Below are 25,016 nucleotides of genomic sequence, written 5' to 3'. Positions count from 1 at the left end.
CGGCTGCAATCGACTATTGCTCCACCTCAAGTGGCGGACGCGGATGCAGCGGCATCACGTGCACCAGGGCTGAGTCCAGACGCACGGCCAGCCGGTCGCCGTTGGCGATGCGCTGACGCTGCGGCCCGGCCAGCGTGATGCGCAGACTGATCTGCGGATTGCGCTCCAGCGTCAGCGATGCCAGCGTGATTTCGCCCAGATGGCGGGCGTCGCTGACCCGCGCGTGCAGCGCCTGACCGCTGCCTTCCGCACCCAGCAGGATGCCGTCACCCGGCACGACCCAGTTCACCGGCTGGCCCGGCTTGATCTTTCCCTTGTCCCGCACTTCGAGCAGCATGTCCCCGGCCTCGCCTTCGACCGTCGATGCCGTCACCCACTTCAGCAGGCCCCAGCCGGCGCGACCCGAAGGCCCCATCCAGACCCCCTGAAAACGGTTGTGCATGCCCACCAGATCGGCCACGCGCGCATTGCGCGGCGCCCGATGGATGTGTTCGGGCGGCCCTTCCTGCAATACCGCGCCGGCATCCATCACCACCAGACGGTCGGCCAGCAGGCGCGCCTCGTTCAGGTCGTGGGTCACCAGCAGGATCGGGATGTCGAGATCGCTGCGCAGCTGGGCCAGCAGGCGGTAAAGCCCTTGCCGGCTCATCTGGTCGACCGCCGAGAAGGGTTCGTCGAGCAGCAGCAGCTTCGGTTCGCGGGCCAGCGCACGCGCCACCGCCACGCGCTGCTGCTGGCCACCGGACAGCGCAGCCGGCCGTCGCTGTTGCTGTTCGCTGGACAGGTGCACATGGTCGAGCCAGCGCCGGGCCTGCGCGTCGCGCTCGGCCGCCGGCAGGTGCAGCATGGCCAATGCGACGTTGTCGGCGGCGCTCAGATGCGGCATCAGCGCGTAGTTCTGAAACACCAGCCCGACATGCCGACGCTGTGGCGGCAGGAAGACGCCCTGATCACTGTCGCACCACAGCTGCCCGCCGACCTCGACGCGTCCGCGCTGCGGGCGCATCAGCCCGGCCAGCACGCGCAGCATCGATGTCTTGCCGGCACCCGACGGGCCGACCAGCGCCAGCAGTTCGCCGGCTGAACACTCGAAGCGGCCGCGCAGCGGCATCGGTTCTTGCTGATCGATCTCGACGCGCAAGGCGCGCCGTCCGTCGCGCCGGTCGCTCATCGCCGGGCCACCAGTCTGGCCGACGCGAAGAACGATGCCGCGACCGCGCCAAGCGACAGCACAAGAAGCAGCAGCGCCATGCGGTCGGCCCCGGCGAGGTCGAACGACTGTACGCGATCGTAGATGGCGATGGCCACAGTCCGGGTTTCGCCCGGAATGCTGCCGCCCATCATCAGCACCACGCCGAATTCGCCCAGCGTATGTACAAAGGTCAGCACCATGGCCGACAGGATGCCCGGCCAGGCCAACGGCAATTCGACACGCCAGAAGGTCTGCCAGCCGCTCAGCCCGCAGACCGACGCCGCTTCGGCAAGGTTTTCGGGTATCCCTTCGAAGGCGCGCTGCACCGGCTGTACGATGAACGGGATGTTGAATACCAGTGACGCGATCAGCAGGCCGGCGAAATTGAAGGTCAGCCTGACATCGAAGCTGTCGAGCAGCCAGCGGCCGAGCGGCGAGCCCGCACCCAGCGACACCAGCAGGTAGTAGCCCAGCACCGTCGGCGGCAGCACCAGCGGCAGCACGACGAACGCTTCGATCCAGGCCTTGCCGGCAAATCGCGTGCGCGCCAGCCAGCGCCCGGCGAGCACGCCGAGCGGCAGCAGCACGAGCAGCGTGACCACCGCCAGTTCGATCGACAACGAGAATGCCTGCCAGTCCATTTCAGTCTCCGTTTCCGGATCGGCAGGCCGGCGTCAGCCGCAGTGGCGCCCGCATGGTCACTCCTTCGGCATTTCGAAACCGTAACGACGCATCGTGTCCTGCGCAACCGGCGTAGCGATGTAATCGTAGAAGGCCCGCGCGGCCGGTGGCGCACCGCGCAGCAGCACCATGCGCTGGGCCAGTCGGCGATGCCAGCTCTCGGGTATCAGCGCGAACTCTCCCAGACCGCCCACCTGCGGCGCCATGGCCAGCGACAACGCGATGATGCCGCCCTGACCCGAGCCGGAGGTGGCGAACTGGGCCGCCTGTGAAATGTTTTCGCCCAGCACCAGACGCGGTTCGATGTCGGCCCACAGTCCGGCATGCTGCAGCGCCTCCTTCGCCCGCGCGCCATAGGGTGCATGCTCGGGATTGGCGATGGCGAACTTCTTCAGTCGTCCGTCACGCAGCGCGAGCGCCAGATCCTTCAATTCGCCGTCGGCCTTCAGCGACGAACCCCTGGGCACCATCACGCCGAGCCGGCCGTAGGCATACAGCCGGCCGCGGTCCTGCGTCAGCCCCAGCTCGGCGAGCTTGAACACGAAATCTTCGTCGGCCGACATGAACAGATGAAACGGTGCGCCCTGCCGGATCTGCGAGAAGAAATTTCCGGACGAGCCGAACACCAGACGCAGCTTGTGGCCGGTGTCGCGCTCGAAGCGGGCCGCCAGTTCCTCAATCGCAAACTTCAGATCGGATGCCGCCGCCACGGTCGGCGGCTCGGCAGCGCGCGCAGGCGACGCGACGGAGAACGCAACGACGCACAACAGCAGGATTCGGTGGATCAGGCGAACAGGTTTCACGGGCGACAGGCCTCCGCACGGTTCGATATACATTCGTATGGATATCGTTCAACGAGTATAACGAGTACCGTATGCCGTGCATGGTCGTCCATGCATCAACTTGCCCCAAGTGCGTCCATCGCGCCCGATGGACGCCGATCAACGATGACCAGGAACGCCGCGCCCGACACGCCCGAACACAGCACGCGGTTTCGCGTGCAGATCAAGCACGCCGTCGCGATCGGCCCGGGCAAGGCGGACGTGCTGCAGGGCATCGCCGCGACCGGGTCGCTGGCCGAAACCGGTCGCCGGCTGGGCATGAGCTACCAGCGGATCTGGTCGCTGGTGGATGCGCTGAACAAGGATTTCGTCGAACCGCTGGTCATCAAGCAGCGCGGCGGCACGGCGGGCGGCGGCGCCCGGCTCACCCCCACCGGACAGCAGGTGCTCGCGCTTTACCGGGCGATCGAGGAGGACGCGCGCGTCGCCGCTGCACGCCGACTGCCCGAACTGGTGGCGCTGATCCGGGCGGGCGCCGGCGAGTCCGGATCGGACTGAAACGGCGCCGACCGGAATCGCGCAACCGCGAGCACGTCAAGTCACGACCGGCTCAGGCCGTGCTCGGGTCCACCGTCCAGCGGCGCGACACATTGCCCAGGCTGCCGACGCTTTCCAGATGCACCGGAAAGCCCCACAGCCGGGCGACGTGCTTGAGCACCTCGTAGGCGTTGTCATGCAGCGGGCGCTCGTTGTGCTGCGTGTGGCGCAGCATCAGCGAGCGGTCACCGCGCAGATTGACCGACCACACCTGGATGTTCGGCTCGCGCGAGCCCAGATCGTATTGGCGCGACATCGCTTCGCGCAGGCTGCGGTAACCGGCTTCGTCATGGATGGCCGACACTTCCAGCGTCGGATCGGTCTCGTCGTCGACGATAGAGAAAAGCCGGAAATTGCGCATGACGCGCGGCGACAGATACTGGCCGATGAAGCTTTCGTCCTTGAAATTGCGCATCGCGTGGTCGAGCGTTTCCAGCCAGTCGCGGCCGGCGATGTCGGGAAACCAGTAACGGTCTTCGTCGGTCGGCGCCTCGCAGATGCGCTTGATGTCGCTGTACATCGCGAACCCGAGCGCGTACGGGTTCATGCCGCTGTAGGCCGGGTGATCGACCGGCGGCTGGAACACCACATTGGTGTGCGACTTCAACCACTCGATCATGATGCCGTCTTCGAGATAGCCGTCGTCGTACATCGTGTTCAGCAGGTGGTGGTGCCAGAACGTGGCCCAACCCTCGTTCATCACCTGGGTCTGGCGTTGCGGATAGAAGTACTGCGCGATCTTGCGCACGATGCGCACGATTTCGCGCTGCCAGGGTTCGAGCAGCGGCGCATTCTTCTCGATGAAATACAGCAGGTTTTCCTGCGGATCAGCCGGAAAGCGCGCCTGCTCCTTCTCCGCGGCGTCCTTGCCCGACTTCGGCGGCAGGGTGCGCCAGATTTCATTCACCTGCTGCTGCGCATACGCCTCGCGGTCTTTCGCGCGTTCGAGTTCCTGCGTCAGGCTCAGCTTGCCCGGGCGGCGGTAGCGATCGACGCCGTAATTCATCAGCGCATGGCAGCTGTCGAGCAGCAGTTCCACGGCGTCGACGCCATGGCGCTCCTCGCAGGCCGCGACATAATTCTTCGCGTACACGAGGTAATCGACGATCGAACCTGCGTCGGTCCACATGCGGAACAGGTAGTTGCCCTTGAAGAAGCTGTTGTGCCCGTAAGCCGCGTGCGCGATCACGAGGGCCTGCATGGCCATCGTGTTCTCTTCCATCAGATAGCTGATGCACGGATTGCTGTTGATGACGATTTCGTACGCCAGCCCCATCTGACCGCGCCGGTAGTTCTTTTCGGTGCTGATGAATTCCTTGCCGTAGCTCCAGTGCCGGTAGTTGACCGGCATGCCGACCGACGCATAGGCGTCCATCATCTGTTCGGCAGTGATGATTTCCAGCTGGTTCGGGTAGGTGTCGAGACTGAAGCGCTGTGCCGTGGCGCGGATCACCGTGTGGTACTGATCGATCAGATCGAAGGTCCAGTCGCTCGGACCGGGCAGTGTCTGCGCCGGTCTGTCGGTCGGCGGCAGCGGCACGCGCAGCGGCGGACGCGGACGGCGACCACCGTATTCGTCGGGCGTGGCCGCCTGACCGACATGCCGGCGATTGAAGGTGTCGCTCATTTTGCCGCTCCTTCCTTCCTGAACAGGTCGCGGAACACCGGGTAGATCTGGTCGACCTCGCTCGCCTTGCGCATCGCGAAGGTGTCGGATTCTTCCGCCAGCGAGGCGTACTCATGCCACAGGTTCTGTTCCTGATCGACCACCTGTATGTAGGCGAAGTAACGGCACAGCGGCAGGATGCCGTGTTCCAGCAACTGGCGGCAGCGCGGACTGTCATCGTGCCAGTTGTCGCCGTCGCTGGCCTGCGCCCCGTAAACATTCCACTCGTTGCGCGGGTAGCGCGCGCGGATGATCTCTTCCATCAGCACCAGCGCGCTCGACACCACGGTGCCGCCGGTTTCGGTGGCATGGAAGAAGTCGTGCTCGTCCACCTCCTGCGCCTGCGTGTGGTGGCGGATGAACACGATGTCGATCTTTTCGTAGTGCCGCGTCAGGAACAGATAGAGCAGGATGAAGAAGCGCTTGGCCAGATCCTTGCGCGCCTCGTCCATCGAGCCGGACACGTCCATCACGCAGAACATGACCGCCTTGGCCGTCGGTACCGGCGTGCGTACCCGGCTGCGGTAGCGCAGGTCTATCGGATCGAGGTAGGGAATGCGGTCGATGCGCGCGCGCAATGCCGCGATGTCGGTTTCGAGCTGCTCGATTTCGTGCAGCCGTTCAGCGCTGGCGGGCTGGGCGCGCAACTCGGTCAGCAGGTCTTCGAGCCGGTGCAGTTCGCGCCGCGACTCGCTGCCGAGCGCGATGCGCCGGCCGATGGCGCCGCGCATCGAACGCACGACGTGCAGGTTGTTCGGCGTGCCGTCGCTGGAAAAGCCGGCGCGATGCGTCTTGTACTCCGGCGTGTCGGCCAGCGTGGTGCGGATCAGGTTCGGCAGCGCGAGGTCGTCGAAGAAGACCTGCATGAACTCTTCCTTCGAAAGGTGGAACACGAAGTCGTCCTCACCCCCGCCGGAATCGCTTGCCTGGCCGCCGCCACCGCCCTGCCCGCCCTTGGGCCGCTCGATCCGGTCGCCGCGCACGAAGTCCTTGTTGCCCGGGTGCACCATTTCGCGCTTGCCGCCCTGACCGTGACCGAACACCGGCTCGCTGATGTCGCGCCGCGGGATGTGGATGTCCTCGCCCTGCGCGATGTCGCGGATGCCGCGCCCTTCAACGGCCCGGCGCACCGCCTCGCGGATCTGTTCCTTGTGGCGGCGCAGGAAGCGTTCGCGGTTGCCGATGGACTTGTTCTTGCCGGCCAGCCGTCGATCAATGATCTGCTGCAAGATGTGTTCTCCGAGCCGTCAGTCGATCCGACATCTACGTCCCTGCCCTTTTTGCGCCGGCGCCCTCACGAGCTCTTGCGCACACGCAGGTACCACTCGCACAGCAGTCTGACCTGCTTCGCGGTGTAGCCCTTGTCCACCATGCGGGTGACGAAATCTTCGTGCTTCTTCGCATCGTCGGCGCTCGCCTTGGCATTGAAGCTGATCACCGGCAGCAGTTCTTCGGTGTTGGAGAACATCTTCTTCTCGATCACCGTGCGCAGCTTTTCATAGCTGCTCCACACCGGATTCTTGCCGCCGTTGTTGGCCCGCGCACGCAGCACGAAATTGACGATCTCGTTGCGGAAATCCTTCGGGTTGCTGATGCCGGCCGGCTTTTCGATCTTTTCCAGTTCGGCGTTCAGCGACGCGCGGTCGAACACCTCGCCGGTGTCGGTATCGCGGTACTCGCTGTCCTGGATCCAGTAGTCAGCGTAGGTGACGTAGCGGTCGAAAATGTTCTGCCCGTACTCGCTGTAGCTCTCCAGGTAGGCGGTCTGGATTTCCTTGCCGATGAATTCGGCGTAGCGCGGCGACAGGTGTTCCTTGATGAAGGATATGTACTTCTGCTCGACATCCTGCGGAAACTGCTCGCGCTCGATCTGCTGTTCCAGCACGTACATCAGATGCACCGGGTTCGCCGCGACTTCGGTCGAATCGAAGTTGAACACCTTGGAAATGATCTTGAACGCAAAGCGGGTGGACACGCCGCTCATGCCTTCGTCCACCCCGGCGTAGTCGCGGTACTCCTGATAGCTCTTGGCGCGCGGATCAGTGTCCTTCAGGTTTTCGCCGTCGTACACCTGCATCTTCGAATACAGGCTGGAATTTTCCGGTTCCTTCAGGCGGGTCAGCGTGGCGAACTGCGCCATCATCTTCAGCGTGCCCGGGGCGCAGATGGCTTCGGCCAGCGACGAGCCGCGCAGCAGCTTTTCGTAGATCTTCACTTCCTCGCTGACGCGCAGGCAGTACGGCACCTTGACGATGTAGATGCGGTCGAGGAAGGCTTCGTTGTTCTTGTTGTTGCGGAAGGCCTTCCATTCGCTCTCGTTCGAGTGCGCCAGCACCACGCCGTCGAACGGGATGGCGCCGAAACCTTCGGTGCCCTTGAAGTTGCCTTCCTGGGTCGCGGTCAGCAGCGGGTGCAGCACCTTGATCGGCGCCTTGAACATTTCGACGAATTCGAGCAGGCCCTGATTGGCCAGGCACAGGCCGCCGGAAAAGCTGTAGGCATCCGGATCGTCCTGCGCGAAGGTTTCCAGCTTGCGGATGTCCACCTTGCCGACCAGGCTCGAAATGTCCTGGTTGTTTTCGTCGCCCGGCTCGGTCTTGGCGATGCCGACCTGCTTCAGCACCGACGGGTAGCGCTTGACCACGCGGAACTTGCGGATGTCGCCGCCGAATTCCTCCAGTCGCTTGACCGCCCACGGCGACAGGATGCGGTTGAGGTAGCGGCGCGGGATGCCGTATTCCTTCTCCAGGATGGCGCCGTCCTCGATCGCATCGAACAGTCCGAGCGGTGAATCATTCACCGGCGAACCCTTGATCGCATAGAACGGCACTTCCTGCATCAGCGACTTCAGCCGCTCGGCGATCGACGACTTGCCGCCGCCGACCGGCCCGAGCAGGTAGAGGATCTGCTTCTTCTCTTCCAGCCCCTGGGCGGCGTGGCGGAAATAGCTCACGACCTGCTCGATTGCGTCTTCCATGCCGTAGAACTCGGCGAAGGCCGGATAGATCTTGATCACCTTGTTGGCAAACAGCCGCGACAGCCGCGGATCGTTGCGCGTATCCACCGTCTGCGGTTCGCCGATCGCCTTCAGCATGCGCTCGGCCGCGCTGGCGTAGCTCAGCGGGTCACGTTTGCACTCCGCCAGATACTCTTCCAGCGAAAGCTCTTCCTCACGCGTGCGTTCGTAGCGTGCGGCGAAATGACTGACGATGTCCATGTTGATCTCCACAATCCGTTGAGCTGCAAAACACCTGTTGCCCGGCATGCGCGACCCGCGGCGCACTATCGTTCGTACTGCTTTCAGCTTGGTCTACGGCAGCGCTTGTGCAAAGTTCGATAAACACTGCAATCACCATTCTGATCCGGTCGAACACCCGTGCCGCGCGATGTCGAAACATCTGTCGATGTCGATGTCGCGATGCCCCCTAAGTTCCCCGTTCCGGGTGGTCCGGTCAGCGCGCGACACACTTCCTCTTTCAAGCAGTTGACGCGCCGGCAATCCAGACCGTTGACCGGTGTTCAGCAAGTAGCGGTCCAGTTCACGTCGGGCATTCCGCAAGGTCATGCCCGACCGCACCGGATGGGTGGCAGACGAAGTCGGGTACAGCCTCGCCGCACGCGGCCTGCAGGCGGAAGCCGCCACGACCGGCCACCGCGGAGACGTATCCGGCGCGTGTTGCGGCATGCGCTGCACCTTGCGTCGCCATGCACTGGTAGCGCCCGGAAATGCACCATCAAGGTGCCTGACGCAACCCGACCGATGCCGCAACACGCGATTCACCACCCCGTATTACTGTATAAAATAACAGTACATTCGTATCACCCCATTCATTCGTGCCGATGCACCATGCCAGCCCCACTCGTCGAATACGCCGAACTGCATTGCCTGAGCCACTTCACCTTCCTGCGCGGCGCCTCCGCACCGGACGAACTGGTGACGCGCGCCGCGGAACTGGGCTATGCCGCCCTGGCCATCACCGACGAATGTTCGCTGGCTGGCGCCGCGCGCGCCCACCTGGCCTGGCGCAATCTGCCCGAACCGCGGATGAAGCTGATCATCGGCTGCGAAGTGCAGCTGGCCGACGGACCGAAGCTGGTCCTGCTCGCCTGCGACCGCGACGGTTACGGCAATCTGTCGGAACTGATCACGCTCGGCCGGATGCGGGCGGAGAAAGGCCGCTACCACCTGAGCTGCGCCGATCTGGACGACGGCCTGCCCGGCTGCGTCGCGCTGCTGGTACCCGGCGATCCCCGGCCCGACACGGATGCTGCACTGGCGGCGCACGCCGGCTGGCTGAAGCAGCGCTTTGCGGAACGTGCCTGGCTGGCCGTCGAACTGCACCATGGTCCGGACGACGCCACCCGGCTGCACCGGCTGCAGGCCACCGGTGCCGCCAGCGGACTGCCGCTGTGCGCCGCCGGCGACGTGCACATGCATGTGCGCAAGCGCCGCCGCCTGCAGGACACGATCACTGCGATACGGCTCGGGCGCACGCTGGCCGAGTGCGGCTACGCGCTGTACGCCAACGGCGAGCGCCACCTGCGCCTGCCGCACAAGCTGGCCGGCATATACCCCGCAGCACTGCGGGCCGAAACGCTGAAGGTGGCCGCATGCTGCCATTTCTCGCTCGCCGAACTGCGCTACGAATACCCGGAGGAAATCGCGCCGCCCGGCCATACCACCACCTCCTGGCTGCGCGAACTGACCGAGCGCGGCTACGTCGAGCGCTGTGCGCAGATCCGCCGCATCGTCACGCTGGACGACGTCACCTTCGCGCGCAAGGCGCGGGAGATGCGCGCACAGATCGAAATCGAACTCGCGCTGATCGCCGAGCTTGAATACGAGCCCTACTTCCTGACCGTGTACGACATCGTCGCCTGGGCGCGCACGCAGGGCATCCTGTGCCAGGGCCGCGGGTCGGCGGCGAATTCGGCCGTGTGCTACTGCATCGGCGTGACCGAAGTCGACCCGTGGCGCGCCAACATGCTGTTCGGCCGCTTCATTTCGCGCGAACGCAACGAGGCGCCGGACATCGACGTCGACTTCGAGCACGAACGGCGCGAAGAGGTCATCCAGTACATCTATGGCAAGTACGGCCGCGACCGTGCGGCCCTCGCCGCCAGCCTGACCACCTACCGGCCGCGCTCGGCACTGCGCGACGTCGGCCGCGCGCTCGGTTACACCGACGACGCGCTCGACCGCCTGACCCGGGGCCACATGTGGTGGGACGGCGGCCGGGTGCGCGAAGACCGCCTGCTCGAAGCCGGCTTCCGGCCCGAAGCACCGCGCGTGCAGCTGCTGCTCGAACTGTCGAACGAACTGATCGGCGCACCGCGCCACCTGTCGCAGCACGTCGGCGGCTTCGTCATCGCGCGCGGCCGGCTGTCCCGGCTGGTGCCGATCGAAAACGCCCGCATGGCCGGGCGCTGCGTCATCCAGTGGGACAAGGACGACCTCGAAGCGCTCGGCCTGATGAAGGTGGACGTGCTGGCGCTGGGCATGCTGACCGCCATCCGCAAGTCGCTGGACGCGCTGGCGGCGTTCGAAGACAGGTATCCGGCCGCGGCAAGAAAGGCCCCGCGCACGCTGGCCGACATTCCGCACGAAGATCCGGCGACCTACGACATGCTGTGCCGCGGCGAGTCGACCGGCGTGTTCCAGGTCGAGTCGCGCGCGCAGATGAACATGCTGCCGCGGCTGCGGCCGCGCCGCTACTACGATCTGGTGATCCAGGTCGCCATCGTGCGGCCGGGGCCGATACAGGGCGGCATGGTGCATCCCTATCTGGCGCGCCGCCACCTGCCGCCGGAGCGCATCGACTATCCGTCGGACGCACTGCGCCCGGTGCTCGAACGCACCTTGGGCGTACCCATCTTCCAGGAGCAGGTGATGCAGCTGGCCATGGTCGCGGCCGGTTTCACCGCCGGCGAAGCCGACCAGATGCGTCGTTCGATGGCCGCCTGGCGGCAGCGCGGCACGATGGAAAAATTCCAGCAGAAGCTGACCGACGGCCTGCTCGGGAACGGCTACACGCCGGCATTCGCAGAGCAGATCTACCGCCAGATCGAAGGCTTTTCCGGCTATGGATTTCCGGAATCGCACGCCGCGAGCTTTGCGCTGCTGGTGTACATCTCGTCCTGGCTCAAATGCCATCACCCGGCCACCTTCCTGTGCGGCCTGCTGAACAGCCAGCCCATGGGTTTCTACGCGCCGGCGCAGCTGATCGCCGACGCCCGCACGCACGGGGTCGACATCAGGCCGGCCGATGTGTCGGTCAGCGACTGGGACTGCGTGCTTGAAGCGGCACCGCACAACGCGGCACCGGGTGTCCGCCTCGGCCTGCGCATGGTCAAGGGGATGGAGCAGGACGCGGTGCGGCGCATCGTGGCGGCGCGTGCGCAGGCGCCGGTGTCGACTGTCGACGAACTGACCCGCCGCGCCCGGCTGGATCGCCGGCAACTTGGCTGCCTGGCCAGCGGCGGTGCCTTGCAGTCACTGGCCGGCCACCGCCATCAGGCGCACTGGCAGTCGGCCGCGCGCCGGCCCGACGCACTGCTGCGCGATGCACCGGTGCACGAAAAGATGCTGGCGCTGGCGGCGCCGCGCGAAGGCGAGAACATCGTGGCCGACTACGCCAGCCTGGGTTTCACGCTCGGCCGCCATCCGCTGGCGCTGCTGCGCAGCCAGCTCGCCGCGCAGCGCTTCATCACCGCGGCCGAACTGCGCCGCCTGCCCGACCGCGCGCTGGCGCGTGCCGCCGGCATCGTCACCTGCCGCCAGCGCCCCGGTACGGCCAGCGGCGTCATGTTCGTCACCGTCGAAGACGAAACCGGGCTGGCCAACATCATCGTGCACAAGGACCTGCAGGAGAGGCAGCGCAGCGAAGTGCTCGGCGCCACGCTGCTCGGCATCTACGGCCAGGTGTCGCGCGAAGGCGAGGTGATCCACCTGATCGCCCGCCGGCTGGTCGACCGCTCGCCACTGCTCGGTGCGCTGACGCCGCGCAGCCGTGACTTTCACTGACGTCAGCGGTCGTCGGCATGTGTATCGCAACAGCACGACATCCTGACGCGAAAGTGAAACAATCGGATGCGAAGGTGAGAGGTTGTTCACCCGAATCGCAGCCGAAGGCCTGAGCCCCTCGCTCAGGCGCATAACAACAAGACCTGCATCCTTCACATGAGTACGCCACCGCCATCGAGCGCAGTGCCAGAAGAATCAAAGTCGGTCGGAACCCGGCTCTGGCGAAAGGAGATCGGCGCAGGCGTGACCGTTGCGGCCGGATCCATCCCGAACGAACTCAGCTATGGCCTGCTCGCCATGGCGCCTCTGGGCCTGGCAATGGAAGGGCGCGGCATTCTCGCAGCCATGCTCGCGGGCATGCTGGGCACGCTGGTCGCCCTGTCGCTGGGCAGCCGGGTCGGACAGATACACGGTGCACGACCAGCGCTGGCGCTCATCGTGTCGGCCCTGATCGGACATACGCTGATCAAGGCCAACTGGCTGCCCGGCATACCGCATCAGGACGGCGCACTCATCCTGATGGGCCTGGCACTGACCGGCGCCGCCCTGCTGCAGCTGACGACCGCAGCCGCTGGCTGGGGCCGCTTCGTGCGTTACATCCCCTATCCGGTACAGGCCGGGTTCTTCAACGGCGTCGCGCTGCTGATGCTGCTCGGCGGGTTGAAGCTGGTTTTCATGCAGGGCGGCACCTGGCATCTGTCACCCGGCCCGGCGCTAGTGGCGGCAGTCATCGTGCTGCCTGGCGTCGTGCTGCAGCAACGCTGGCCGGAGCGGCCTTTTCTGCCCGTGCTGCTGTGTGTCGGCGCACTGCTGCATCACGCACTGGCTTCACGCGGCATGGCGATGGGCCTGACACTGGGCGCGCTGGCCGACACCCGGCTCAGTTTCGACCACCTGCTGCACCTGCCCGATGCAGTGGCGCTGCACGGCCCGGGAGACTGGCTGCGCGTGCTTGGCGGCTCATGCGTTGCCATCGCGCTGGTATCGGCACTGGAAACCCTGTTTGCTGCCAACCGGCTCGACACGTTGACCCACAGCCGGCACGACACGCGACGCGAACTGGCTGCAATCGGTGGCGCCAATCTCGCCCTCGCCGCGGCGGGCGCGCTGCCGGCCGCGGGTGCGGTATCGCGCGCCAATGCAGCCTATTCGGCGGGCGGCCGAACCCGTGTTCCGGCGCTGTGCTACGCCCTCTTGATCGCACTGCTGTGGCTGTTCGGCCTCGACATGCTGGCCATGCTTCCACACTCGACCATCGGCGCCGGTCTGGTGCTGCTGTCCGTCGGCGTGGCCGATCGCTGGAGCGTCGATGCGATACGTGACTGCCTGCGCGGCCGATCGCTCCCGGAACGGCGGCTGATGTCGAATCTGGCCGTCAGCGCCCTGGTCACGCTGGTGGCGGCGTTCGTCGGTCTGCTGGAGGCGGTGTCGGCCGGACTGGTGGGCGCCATGTTCCTTTTCGCACGCGATCACAGCAAAAGCATCGTACGACGCGTCGCCGACGGTTCGGTCGCGTCCAGCCTGCAGGTCAGGCCAGCCTGGCAGCAGATCAGGCTGGCGTCCCAATCGACACGCTATGCGCTGGTCGAGCTTGAGGGATTGCTGTTTTTCGGCACCGCCGAGGAACTCGAAGAAGTGATCGAAACACGCCTGGCTGAGGCACGCTTCATCGTGCTCGATTGTTCCCGCCTGATCGACATCGATCTCTCAGCCGCGCAGGTGCTGTCACGCATGGCGACGCGCCTGCGTATCCGTCACACGCGGCTCGCGCTGGCCGGCCTCGATCCGGCCGGTGCGCGGGCAACTTTTCTGGCCAGCAGCGGATTGGCACAGGTACTGCCGCGCAAGCGATGGTTCGCCAATGCCGATGCAGCGCTCGAATGGGCGGAAAACCAGGTGCTGGACTCGGGTATGGCAACACGCCGACTCGACTCGGCCACGAAGCTGCGTCATCTCGATGTATGCACGGGCATGAGCGAGGACCAGGCCGCCACGCTGGAAAGCCTGATGCGGCGGGGGCTTTATGTGCGCGGAGACGTGCTGTTCAACGCCGGCGACGCCAGCGATGCCATGTATGTGCTGCTGGCGGGCAGCGTCAGCATCCTGCGCGCGGGCGATGCCGGCACGCCGCGGATACGCATCGCCTGTCTGAGCGCCGGTCTGGTGGTCGGGGAAATGGGGTTGATCGAAAATCAGCCGCGCACCGCCGATGCGATCGCCGACACGACGGTTGAGTGTCTGGTGCTGGAACGCACCGGACTGGAGCTTCTGCAACGTGAGCATCCGCAGGTTGCCAATCTGCTGTATGCCAATCTGGCCTGTACGCTGGCGCAGCGTCTGCGCGACACGACAATCAGGCTGCACGGCTACATGAGACCGCACTGAGCTTGGCTGCATTGCGATGCCATCCCGGCGGCGTTCGCCGCTAGCGCGCCGGAAACACCAGCAGCGCGTCGCCGACATCGAAGATGAGGACGATGTCGGCCTCGGGACGGGCTGCCGCAGCCTGCACCGTATCGGACCAGTTTCGGAAAAAGACCGCCCGGTCAGGGCTGCCGGACCAGCTGCACAACGCCGCGTGCAGCCGATCGGGTGCCACGGACAGATAATCGCCAGTGCCGGTGTGGGTCAGCGCGAAGCCGAGGAAGCAGGCTTCGGCCGGCACGTCGAGCAGGTGCTTGAGCTGCGCGACCGGCGAACCGTCAGCCGGGGCGGCCGCTACATCCTCTACCAGCGGTCTGGTTGCATACCTTTTCATGTCGCGCCTCCATAAACCCGATTGTCATACTAGCAAGCGGAATCGGGGTACGGAAGATGCCTGCGCAATCAGAGGTCGCGCGTGACCGCCTGCCAGCGCAGGCGGCGGGCGTGCGCGTGGCGGGCGCGCAGACGCGGATCGGACGCCACGATGCTCAGCGTTTCGCCGACCACCATGATGACGCCGAGCACCGGCAGCACGAGCAGCAGGCCGGCCACACCTGCGACCGCACCGCCGACGAAAATCATCAGCACGGTAATCAGCGGATGCATGCGCAGGCTGCGACCGATGGTGAGCGGCATGAAGATGAAGTCGTCGAGCAGGCGCACCAGGATGAACAGGCCGATCGACGCGTAGGCAATCGACGGCGAACCGGGGAAATCGGTTGCGGCGACCATGACCACGAGCGCGCAGCCGATGACCGAGCCGACGAATGGAATCCACGCCAGCACCGCGGTGATGATGCCCAGCGTCAGCGGCGACGACAGTCCGATGACCCACAGGCCGGCCGCCAGACAGACCGCATCGAGCACGGTCAGCTTGACCAGACCCTGGAAATAGGCGCGCGTCGTGCGGTCGACCTCGTACAGCAGATGCAGCGTGCGCTCGAAGTAGGCGTTGGGCACGGCGCGCGCGAGGAAGCGCTGGAAGCGGCGGCCATCGCGCAGGAAGAAATAGGCGAGGAAAGGTGCGAGCAGCATGGACGGCAGCCAGGCGGCGACCGACATCATCAGCGACGGCAGGCGGTTCTGCGCAAAGCCCTCGCCGGCCGCCGCAATGTAGGACGACACGGCGTCGGCCACATGTGCATCGCGCATGAAACGGGATTGCTGCTCCAGCGCACGCAGGGTCTGGTCGAGCAGCAGCAGGCCGCCCTGCAGATAGCGCATGCCGGTTTCCTGCACACCGACCGCCTGCGCGGCAAAGCGTGGCAGCATGAAGGCGAAGGCGCCGACCAGCAGCAGCGCGAACACGCCCACCGTGATGTTGGCGGCCGATTCCTGCGACAGGCCGGCGAACATCAGGCGCTGCATCGGGTACGCAAGAAAGTAGTAGGCGATGAGCCCGAACAGGAAGGGCAGCACCAGCCACAGCACCTGCTGGAACAGGTAGAGCGCCAGGGTGGTGGCGAGCAGGATGCCGCACCAGGCCAGTGGCCCGGCACCGGACGGTCGCAGCCGTCTCATGCCGCGACGCTCACAGATGACCGTCCTGCGGTTGCCCCGCATTGGCCTGACGCAGCCGACCGCCCAGGTGGCGCGCCAGCGACAGTGCAATCTTCGACGCGATCTTCGGATGGGTTTCCAGCAGGTTCATGAAGTCGGCGCGAAAGAACACGACCAGCACACAGTCGGCCGTGGCACGGGCCTGCGCGGCGCGCGGCGCCTGATCGAGCAGCGCCAGTTCGCCGAACACCTCGCCGGCCGCCAGCACGGCCAGACGCTGCTGACGCCCGCCGTCATGGCGCAGGATTTCGACCTCGCCCGACACGATGGCGTAGATCGCCTCGCCGTCGTCGCCTTCGTCGAACACCACCTCGCCGGCGAGGTAGCTGCGCTCGTGGCGCAGTGCCTGCACCACCGGCATTTCACGCCGGCTCAGGGTCGAAAACAGCTTGATCTGGCGCAGCGGATGCGGCGCTTTGTGTGCATCATGGCGGCCAAACAAGCGCACGTCGGACTCCGTTGGGTGGGGCGTTGATATCAACGCTGCAGCATACCGAGTTTTGTGCGCGCGAAAGTATGCCGGGCGCGGAATTCCCCCTATCCTTGCCGGTCACAGGCACGGCCATAACGATAATTACAGACATGACATCCCGACTGCTGCACTGGATAGACCTGAACATCCTGTCGCTCGGGCGCGACATGCGCCTCTCCTACCTGCCGCCGCTGATGGTCTACATGGCGGCCGGCATCCAGGGCCTGACCGGCATCGTCGGCACCTTCTTCGTCAAGGACTACCTCGGTCTGTCGGCGGAGTTTCTCGCCGCACTGGGTTTCTGGGTCGGCATTCCATGGGCGCTGAAGATTCCGATGGGACATCTGGTCGATCTGGTGTGGCGCCACAAGAGCCTGCTGATCTACCTCGGGGCCAGCATCATCGCCGCCAGCCTGCTGATCATGGCCGGCCTGATTGCCGAACGCGATGCGATGGCGGCCATCCTGCCGATCAACACCTGGTTCGTGCTGAGCGCACTGTTGAGCCCGATCGGCTACGTGCTGCAGGACGCGGTGGCCGATGCGATGACGGTCGAGGCGGTGCCGCATGTCGAAGAGGACGGCACGCCGGTCACGCCCGAACGCCTCAAGCTGATGCACACCACGATGCAGACGCTCGGCCGGGTCGCCATCATCGGCGGCAGCGTGCTGGTGGCGCTGGTGAACCTGTATCTGTTTTCCGGCACCGAAGCGCTGCCGGAAGCGGAAAAGGTGCTGCTGTACCGCGACATATATCTGATGGCGCTGGTCATTCCGGCGGTGTCGGTGGCCGGTGTCGCCTTCGCGGCGCTGCTCAGGATGCGCCACATCCGGGCGCACATGGCGCGCGGCCTGTCGCGCGCCGAAGCGGCCGCGCTGCTGCGCGACGCGGACGGAAATACCCGACCCAACTGGTGGATCATCGGCGGGAGCGCAGCCTTCGTGGCGTTCACGCTGACGATGGGGCTGTCGGACCTGAAGTGGAGCCAGGAAATCATCTTCGTCGGGTCGTTCACCATCATCGCCTTCCTGATGGCGAAGCTCACACGCGAACTGGACGCGACAGCACGCAACACGCTGATCGGCACCGCGCTGGTCATCTTCATGTTCCGCGCGACACCCGGCACCGGGCCCGGCGTATCGTGGTGGTCAATCGATGTGCTCGGCTTCGATCAGGCCTTCTTTTCGGTGCTGTCGCTGATCGCCAGCACGCTGACGCTGATCGGCATGTTCCTGTTCCGCCGCTTCATGGCGGAGCGGTCCATCCTCTACGTCGTCGGATTCCTCACGGCAGCCAGCTTTGTGCTGTCGCTGCCCACGCTGGGCATGAGCATGGGCCTGCACGAATGGACGGCGAGCGTGACCGGCGGCGTCGTGGATGCACGCTTCATCGCCGTGATCGATACCGCGCTCGAGTCTCCGCTGGGCCAGATTTCGATGATTCCGATGCTGGCCTGGATCGCCAATTCGGCACCGGCCCATCTGAAGGCGACCTTCTTCGCGGTGATGGCGTCGTTCACCAATCTGGCGCTGTCGGCCAGCCAGCTCGGCACCAAGTATCTGAATCAGATCTTCACGCTGGCACGCGAAGTGAAGGACCCGGCAACCGGTGTCGTGGTGACCGCCGCCAACTACAGCGACCTCACATCACTGCTGCTGACCGTGGTCGCCATCGCCGTGCTGATGCCCGTCAGCGCCATTCTGATCGCCCGCGCCCTGCATCTGCGCAGCGCGTAGCGCGTTCAGGCGAGCCTGCTGTGGGAGCCTGCTGTGGGAGCGGCGCCACAGCTGCTGCAATACGGGTCAGATGCCGGCGGCCGGCGTGCCGCCGGCAAAATCCACCCGGTGCGGCGACGCGAGGTACTCGCGCGTGCGCATTTCGATCAGGCGACTGACCGTGCGGGTGAATTCGTTGGCATTCGGGCCTTCGACATAAAGCAGGTGCGCCTCGACTTCGGCCGACAGGATGAGCTTGACCCGGAAGTCATACAGTACATCGACAAGCCAGGTGAAGCGACGCGCCTCGTTCGACTTTTCGCGACTCATCTTCGGCACGTCGGACAGTACGAAAGAGTGGAAGCGCCGAGCCAGTTCGAGGTAGTCATTCTGCGAGCGCGGGCCGCCGCAGATCTCCTCGAAGTCGAACCAGACCGCGCCCAGCGAACAGGCGTGTGTCTTCAGCGTGCGACCGAGGATGTCAAGCGTGCCGTCGGACGATGGCTCGCCGCACAGCTCGCGGAAGTCCTCTTCCAGCCGGCGGTCGGCGTCGGTACCGTTGGGCACCATGTAGATGTCCATGCGTTCGAGCGAACGCAGCCGGTAATCGATGCCGGCATCGAGTTCGAACACTTCGAGCTTTTTCTTCAGCAGTTCGATGGTGGGCAGGAAGTTCTGCCGCTGCAGCCCGTTCGGATAAAGGCCGTCGGGCGGATAGTTGGAGGTGGCGACCAGCACCACGCCACGCTCGAACAGCGCCTCGACCAGCCGGCCGAGAATCATCGCGTCGGCGATGTCGGACACGTGGAATTCGTCGAAACACAGCAAGCGAGCGGACTGCGCAAGCTCTTCGGCCACCCGGGCCAGGGGATCGGCCTCCGACTTGTGCTGTTTGAGCGCCGCGTGCACCTGCTGCATGAAGGCGTGGAAATGCACACGACGCTTGCGCCGATAGGGAACGGCGTCAAAGAAGCAATCCATCAGGAAGCTCTTGCCGCGTCCGACGCCGCCCCAGAAATAGACGCCACGCGGCGGTTGGGCGCGCGACAGCAGCTTGCGCAGCTGGGTACGTCGCGCCGCCTTGAAGCCGAGCAGCTCGGTATAGAGCTGCTGCAGCCTGTCGGCGGCGGCGCGCTGCGACGCGTCAGCCTGGTAGCCGTGTGTTTTGAGTGCCGCCTCGAAGGCGTCCATCATGCCCCGTTCGGGCACCTGGAGGATTTCGTGCGGCATCGCCCGGTGTCAGAAGTGCAAAGGTCGCTTGTCGCAGGCCAGTGCGGCTTCGTGCATGACCTCCGACAGCGTGGGGTGGGCATGGCAGATGCGTGCGATGTCTTCCGAGCAGGCGCCGAATTCCATCGCCACGACCGCTTCAGCAATCAGCTCCGAGGCATTGTTGCCGATCACGTGCACGCCGAGGATGCGATCGGTCTCGGCGCAGGCGTACATGCGCACGAAGCCGGTGGTGTCACCCTGCCCCAGCGCGCGGCCATTCGCGGCGAACGGAATCTGGCCCGCCTTGAATTCGATGCCGGCCGCCTTGAGCTGCGCCTCGGTCTTGCCAACCCAGGCGATTTCCGGGTGGGTGTAGATGACCCAGGGCACGGTATCGTGATTGACGTGCCCCTTCTGGCCGGCGATGCATTCGGCCACCATGACGCCTTCTTCCATGCCCTTGTGTGCCAGCATCGGACCCGGCACGACGTCACCGACCGCCCACACGTTGGCGAGATTGGTACGGCACTGTTCATCGACCTCGATGAAACCGCGTTCGCTCACCTTCAGGCCGACCGCTTCGGCGTTGAGGCCATCGGTATTCGGGATGCGGCCGACCGACACGATCAGGCGGTCGCATTCGAGCACCTTCTGCTCGTCCTTCAGTTCGTACTCGACGCGCACGCCATCGGCCGTGCGTTCGACCTTGCCGATCTTCACGCCGAGCTTGATGCCGAGCTTCTGCTTGGCGGTGAAGGTCTTCCAGGCTTCCTTGGTGATGGCCGCATCGGCTGCCGAAAGGAAGTCCGGTGCGGCTTCGAGGATGGTCACCTCGGCGCCGAGGCGCTTCCATACGCTGCCCAGTTCGAGACCGATGACGCCGGCACCGATGACGCCCAGACGCTTCGGCGCACCGTCGAACGCCAGCGCGCCCTCGTTGTCGCAGATCACCTCGTTGTCGACCGGAATGTCCGGCAGATGGCGGGCACGCGAGCCGGTCGCCACGATGACGTGCTTCGCCATCACGTGTTCGGTCTCACCGTTGCGCGTCACGGCGATCTTCCATTTTTCATCCTCGCGGCCGGCGAAACTGCCCAGACCGCTCAGCAGCGTCACCTTGTTCTTCTTGAACAGGCCGCGGATGCCGCTGGTCAGCTGATCGACGATGTTGTTCTTGCGCTTCATCATCACGCCGACGTCCATGCGCGGCGAATCAACCGAAATGCCATGCATCACGAAGCTGTGATTGGCCTGCTCGAACAGCTCCGACGACTGCAGCAGCGCCTTGGACGGAATGCAGCCCACGTTCAGGCAGGTGCCGCCGAGGCGCACCTCGCCCTTGGGGTCGGCGTAACTGTTGTACTCGATGCAGGCGGCATTCAGGCCGAGCTGGGCGGCACGAATCGCTGCGACATATCCGCCAGGACCGGCACCGATCACGACGACATCAAATTCCTTGGACATCCAGATTTGCTCCACAAAAAACAGATTCAAGCATCAGGATGCAAGGGAGGGGTCTCCACTTGCATCCTGCATCTTTCGACCTGAATCCGGTTCAGACGTCAAACAGCAGGCGCGCCGGATCTTCCAGCGCTTCCTTCATAGTCACCAGACCGAGCACCGCCTCGCGACCGTCGATGATGCGGTGGTCGTAGGACATGGCGAGATAGTTGATCGGACGGATCACCACCTGGCCGTTTTCGGCAACCGGCCGGTCCTTGGTCGCATGCACGCCCAGAATGGCCGACTGCGGCGGGTTGATGATGGGCGTCGACAGCATCGAGCCGAACACGCCGCCGTTCGAGATCGAGAACGTGCCGCCGGTCAGCTCTTCCATCGACAGCTTGCCGTCCTTCGCCTTCTGGCCGAATTCGGCGATCTTCATTTCGATGTCGGCGAAGCTCATCTGGTCGGCGTCGCGCAGGATGGGCACGACCAGACCACGCGGGCTGCCGACGGCGATGCCGATGTCGAAGAAGCCGTGATAGACGATGTCGTTGCCGTCGATCGAGGCGTTCAGCAGCGGGAACTTGCGCAGCGCCTGCAGCGCCGCCTTCACGAAGAAGGACATGAAGCCGAGCTTGACGCCGTGCGTCTTCTCGAACTTCTCGGCGTACTTCTTGCGCAGGTCCATGACCGGCTGCATGTTCACTTCGTTGAACGTGGTCAGGATGGCGTTCTGCGCCTGCGACTGAAGCAGGCGCTCGGCGACGCGGGCACGCAGGCGCGACATCGGCACGCGCTGCTGCGGCCGGTCGGCCAGCAGCTCTTCGAGCCGGACCGGCACAGGCGGCTGCGGCAGTGACGCGACGGCCGGAGCCGGCGCTGCAGCGGCACGTGGCGCGGCGGGCGCGGCGGCCGGTGCGGGTACTGCGGCACCGACGGCATCCGGCTTGGTGATGCGGCCACCGCGACCGGTGCCCTGCACGTCACCACCCGCCAGACCGCGTTCGTCCATGATCTTGCGTGCGGCCGGGCTGGCGGGCGCCGACGAGGACGCGCTGGCGGTTGCCACCACAGCGGCGGCGGGTGCTGCAGCAGGCGCTGCAGCCGCAGCCGGTGCGGCCGCGGCTGCCTTGCCTTCGGTGTCGATCTGCGCGATCAGCTCGCCGCTGGTGACCAGGGCGCCGTTCTGCTTGATGATGGCGACCAGTACGCCGGCGTCCGGCGCGGGGGTTTCCAGCACCACCTTGTCGGTTTCGATGTCGATCAGGTTTTCATCACGGGCGACCGCGTCGCCCACCTGTTTGTGCCAGCTGACCAATGTGGCTTCGGCCACCGATTCGGACAGCTGCGGAACCTTCACTTCGATAAGCATTTGATCCTGTCTCCCTGTCGGGGGCGTCTCAGCGCCCCACTCCTGCGAACGCTGCTTCGATGACCGCCTTCTGCTGAGCCTGGTGCTTGGCGGCATAGCCGACCGCCGGCGAGGCTGCCGCAGGCCGTGATACCAGTTCCAGTTTCATGTCGCCCACTGCCTTGCCCAGGTGCTGACGCGAAATGAGCCAGTACCACATGCCCTGATTGCGCGGCTCTTCCTGGACCCAGGTGATGCCCTTCGCCTTCGGATAGCGAGCAACCTGCGCGGTCACCTCCGACGACGGGAAGGGATAGGGCTGTTCAAGCCGTACGATGGCGACGTTCTTGATGTCGTTCGCACGACGGTGCGCCAGAAGTTCGTAGTAGATCTTGCCGCTGCACATGATGATGCGCTCGACCTTCTTGTCGTCCAGCGCATCGACTTCCGGAATGACCGGCTGGAAGCGGCCGTTGGCCAGTTCATCGAGCGACGATACGGCGTCCTTGTGACGCAGCAGCGATTTTGGCGTGATGATGACCAGCGGCTTGCGCACCTTGCGCAGCATCTGGCGACGCAGCAGGTGGAAAATCTGCGCCGGCGTACTCGGAATCGTCACTTGCCAGTTGTTCTCGGCCGACAGCTGCATGTAGCGCTCGATGCGCGCCGACGAATGCTCGGGGCCCTGACCTTCGAAGCCGTGCGGCAGCATCATCGCGAGCCCGCACAGGCGACCCCACTTTGCTTCGCCCGATGCGATGAACTGGTCGAACACGACCTGCGCACCGTTGGCGAAGTCGCCGAACTGCGCTTCCCACACGACCAGTTCGTTCGGTTCGGTCGTTGCGTAGCCATAGTCGAAAGCCAGTACGGCCTCTTCCGACAGCACAGAATCGATCACCACGCACGGCGCCTGATCTTCCTGCAGGTGCTGCAGCGGCATGTAGTTGCCGCTGTCCCACTTTTCGCGCCTCTGGTCGTGCAGCACGGCATGGCGGTGGAAGAAGGTGCCGCGGCCGACATCTTCGCCGGACACGCGTACGCCGTAGCCCTCGACCAGCAGCGTCGCATAGGCGAGGTTCTCACCCATGCCCCAGTCGACCGGCAGGCTGCCCTGCGCCATGGCGGCGCGATCGTCGATGATCTTCTGCACCCGGGAATGCAACGCGAAACCGTCCGGTACCGTCGTCAGGCGCTTGCCCAGGCGCGCCAGTTCGTCCCTCGGTACGCGCGTGTCGCACTCGTCGGTGTAGGGCTGCTTCAGGAACGGCGTCCAGTCGACAGCAAAACGACGCTGGTGATTGGTCAGCACAGGGTCCTGCGCCAGCCGGCCTTCGTCGAGCGCGGCACGGTAGTCGGCAATCATCTGCTCCGGCTCCTGCTCGCCGATCACCGCCTGCGAAATGAGCCGGTCGGCGTAGATCTTGCGCGTACCCGGGTGCGCCGCGATCTTCTTGTACATCAGCGGCTGGGTCACCATCGGCTCGTCCTGCTCGTTGTGGCCGAGCTTGCGGTAGCAGATGATGTCGATCACGACATCCTTCTTGAATTCGGCGCGGAATTCCATCGCCATGCGCGTCACGTAGGCCACCGCCTCCGGATCGTCGCCATTGACGTGGAAGATCGGCGCTTCGACCATCTTGAAGATGTCGGTGCAGTACAGCGACGAGCGGTAGTCACGCGGATCGGAGGTAGTGAAACCGATCTGGTTGTTCACGATGATGTGCACCGTGCCGCCCACGCCGTAGCCGCGCGTCTGCGAGAAGTTCAGCATTTCCTGATTGACGCCCTGGCCGGCCACGGCCGCGTCGCCGTGCAGGATGACCGGAATGACCTGGGTGCCGCTCTTGTCGCCACGGCGGCGCTGGCGCGCATACACCGAACCGACCACCACCGGATTTACGATTTCCAGGTGCGAAGGGTTGAACGCCAGCGTCAGGTGCACCGGGCCGGACGGGGTATTCACGTCGGACGAGAAACCCATGTGGTACTTGACGTCGCCGGCCGACAGGTCGGACGCCGCCTTGCCCTCGAATTCCGAGAACAGCATCGACGGCGCCTTGCCCAGCGTATTCACCAGCACGTTCAGCCGGCCGCGGTGCGCCATGCCGATGACGATTTCCTGGGCGCCCTGCGCGGCTGCCACACGCACCAGTTCGTCCATGGCGACGATGGTCGATTCGCCGCCTTCGAGCGAGAAGCGCTTCTGGCCGACATACTTGGTATGCAGGTAGCGCTCCATCGTTTCGGCCGCCGTCACCCGTTCCAGGAAGCGCTTGCGGTCTTCGACCGAGTAACCGTAGTTGCCGCGCATCGGCTCCAGCCGCGCCTGTATCCAGCGCTTGTGGGCGATGTCGGTCATGTACATGTATTCGGCGCCGACGCTGCCGCAATACACCTGACGCACCGCTTCGAGGATTTCGCGCAAGCTGGCGCGGTCATCCGGCGGGAAGCGGAAGGAACCGGTGCTGAACACGTCGCCCAGATCGGCTTCGGTGAAGCCGTAGTGCGACGGCTCCAGTTCGGAAATGTCGGGCCGTTCGGCGCGCTTGAGCGGATCAAGCTGAGCCCAGCGATTGCCGAGGAAGCGGTAGGCGTTGATCATCTGCAGCACGCCGACCTGACGCTTGTCGTCGGCGGCCGGGCCGGCTGAACGGGTCGGACCGCGCTTGGCCAGTTCGGCAAACGACGCGACGACCGGTGCATGGGCCACATCGGCAGCAGCGCCAGGCAGATGTTGCAGGGATTCGAAGTAGCTGCGCCAGGCATCCGGTACTGAACCCGGATTGGCGAGATAGGACTCGTACAGTTCCTCGACAAAGGGCGCATTGCCCCCGAAGAGGTAGGAATGACTCAACATCTGCATCATGACTCGCTCCCCCGCCCGGGGTTGC

The 25,016-nt window shown here is 65.0% G+C and carries 17 protein-coding genes; 4 read left to right on the top strand and 13 right to left on the bottom strand.

Annotated elements, in window-relative coordinates:
• Nucleotides 1-13 precede the first annotated feature (13 nt).
• The 3 genes from NMQ14_RS12365 to modA are packed head-to-tail and all read right to left on the bottom strand — an operon-like array spanning nt 14 to nt 2,676.
• The gene (locus NMQ14_RS12365) at nt 14-1,171 is read right to left on the bottom strand and encodes an ABC transporter ATP-binding protein (protein WP_257096577.1); all 1,158 of its coding nucleotides are present in this window, start codon (nt 1,169-1,171) and stop codon (nt 14-16) included.
• Nucleotides 1,168-1,833, bottom strand: coding sequence for a molybdate ABC transporter permease subunit (gene modB, locus NMQ14_RS12360; protein ID WP_257096575.1), 666 nt, complete (start codon nt 1,831-1,833; stop codon nt 1,168-1,170). The genes NMQ14_RS12365 and modB overlap by 4 nt, the downstream gene beginning before the upstream one ends.
• A gap of 57 nt (nt 1,834-1,890) precedes the next feature.
• Complete coding sequence (gene modA, locus NMQ14_RS12355; RefSeq protein WP_257096572.1) at nt 1,891-2,676, bottom strand: molybdate ABC transporter substrate-binding protein; 786 nt, start codon at nt 2,674-2,676, stop codon at nt 1,891-1,893.
• A 144-nt stretch (nt 2,677-2,820) separates the two neighbouring features.
• Between modA and NMQ14_RS12350 the strand changes: the two genes are divergently transcribed.
• Nucleotides 2,821-3,213, top strand: coding sequence for a winged helix-turn-helix domain-containing protein (locus NMQ14_RS12350; RefSeq protein ID WP_257096570.1), 393 nt, complete (start codon nt 2,821-2,823; stop codon nt 3,211-3,213).
• A gap of 52 nt (nt 3,214-3,265) precedes the next feature.
• Here NMQ14_RS12350 and NMQ14_RS12345 read toward each other — a convergent pair whose 3' ends face one another.
• The 3 genes from NMQ14_RS12345 to NMQ14_RS12335 form a co-directional block, all read right to left on the bottom strand.
• Nucleotides 3,266-4,879, bottom strand: a complete 1,614-nt coding sequence (locus NMQ14_RS12345; RefSeq protein ID WP_257081192.1) for a SpoVR family protein — start codon at nt 4,877-4,879, stop codon at nt 3,266-3,268.
• On the bottom strand, nt 4,876-6,147 hold the full coding sequence (locus tag NMQ14_RS12340; RefSeq protein ID WP_257081191.1) for a YeaH/YhbH family protein: 1,272 nt from the start codon (nt 6,145-6,147) through the stop codon (nt 4,876-4,878). The genes NMQ14_RS12345 and NMQ14_RS12340 overlap by 4 nt, the downstream gene beginning before the upstream one ends.
• Nucleotides 6,148-6,212: 65 nt before the next feature.
• On the bottom strand, nt 6,213-8,135 hold the full coding sequence (locus NMQ14_RS12335) for a PrkA family serine protein kinase (protein WP_257096568.1): 1,923 nt from the start codon (nt 8,133-8,135) through the stop codon (nt 6,213-6,215).
• Nucleotides 8,136-8,765: 630 nt separating this feature from the next.
• Between NMQ14_RS12335 and NMQ14_RS12330 the strand changes: the two genes are divergently transcribed.
• Together NMQ14_RS12330 and NMQ14_RS12325 are read left to right on the top strand one after the other, a co-directional pair.
• The gene (locus tag NMQ14_RS12330) at nt 8,766-11,942 is read left to right on the top strand and encodes an error-prone DNA polymerase (protein WP_257096566.1); all 3,177 of its coding nucleotides are present in this window, start codon (nt 8,766-8,768) and stop codon (nt 11,940-11,942) included.
• Between the two features lie 156 nt (nt 11,943-12,098).
• Nucleotides 12,099-14,327 (top strand): SLC26A/SulP transporter family protein, encoded by a 2,229-nt coding sequence (locus tag NMQ14_RS12325; RefSeq protein WP_257096564.1) that lies wholly within the window; start codon nt 12,099-12,101, stop codon nt 14,325-14,327.
• Between the two features lie 40 nt (nt 14,328-14,367).
• On the opposite strand, the gene NMQ14_RS12320 is transcribed toward NMQ14_RS12325, so the two are convergent.
• From NMQ14_RS12320 to NMQ14_RS12310, 3 genes are all read right to left on the bottom strand, one after another.
• Entirely contained in the window at nt 14,368-14,700 is a 333-nt protein-coding gene (locus NMQ14_RS12320; protein ID WP_257096562.1) for a hypothetical protein, read from the bottom strand.
• Between the two features lie 68 nt (nt 14,701-14,768).
• Nucleotides 14,769-15,887: an AI-2E family transporter gene (locus tag NMQ14_RS12315; RefSeq protein ID WP_257096560.1), complete on the bottom strand. Its 1,119-nt coding sequence runs from the start codon at nt 15,885-15,887 to the stop codon at nt 14,769-14,771.
• A gap of 10 nt (nt 15,888-15,897) precedes the next feature.
• Entirely contained in the window at nt 15,898-16,374 is a 477-nt protein-coding gene (locus NMQ14_RS12310) for a cyclic nucleotide-binding domain-containing protein (protein ID WP_257096559.1), read from the bottom strand.
• A gap of 134 nt (nt 16,375-16,508) precedes the next feature.
• On the opposite strand from NMQ14_RS12310, the gene NMQ14_RS12305 reads away from it, so the two are divergent.
• Nucleotides 16,509-18,134, top strand: a complete 1,626-nt coding sequence (locus NMQ14_RS12305; protein WP_257096558.1) for a hypothetical protein — start codon at nt 16,509-16,511, stop codon at nt 18,132-18,134.
• 66 nt (nt 18,135-18,200) lie between these two features.
• Here NMQ14_RS12305 and zapE read toward each other — a convergent pair whose 3' ends face one another.
• The 4 genes from zapE to NMQ14_RS12285 form a co-directional block, all read right to left on the bottom strand.
• Entirely contained in the window at nt 18,201-19,343 is a 1,143-nt protein-coding gene (gene zapE, locus NMQ14_RS12300; RefSeq protein ID WP_257096557.1) for a cell division protein ZapE, read from the bottom strand.
• 9 nt (nt 19,344-19,352) lie between these two features.
• The gene (lpdA, locus tag NMQ14_RS12295; RefSeq protein WP_257096556.1) at nt 19,353-20,789 is read right to left on the bottom strand and encodes a dihydrolipoyl dehydrogenase; all 1,437 of its coding nucleotides are present in this window, start codon (nt 20,787-20,789) and stop codon (nt 19,353-19,355) included.
• A 91-nt stretch (nt 20,790-20,880) separates the two neighbouring features.
• Nucleotides 20,881-22,143, bottom strand: a complete 1,263-nt coding sequence (odhB, locus tag NMQ14_RS12290; protein WP_257096555.1) for a 2-oxoglutarate dehydrogenase complex dihydrolipoyllysine-residue succinyltransferase — start codon at nt 22,141-22,143, stop codon at nt 20,881-20,883.
• 28 nt (nt 22,144-22,171) lie between these two features.
• Entirely contained in the window at nt 22,172-24,991 is a 2,820-nt protein-coding gene (locus tag NMQ14_RS12285; protein ID WP_257096554.1) for a 2-oxoglutarate dehydrogenase E1 component, read from the bottom strand.
• Between the last annotated feature and the right edge of the window lie 25 nt (nt 24,992-25,016).

The organism is Methyloversatilis sp. XJ19-13 (genome assembly GCF_024580155.1).
Lineage (GTDB): Bacteria > Pseudomonadota > Gammaproteobacteria > Burkholderiales > Rhodocyclaceae > Methyloversatilis.
This window is presented reverse-complemented; position numbering and strand designations above follow the sequence as displayed.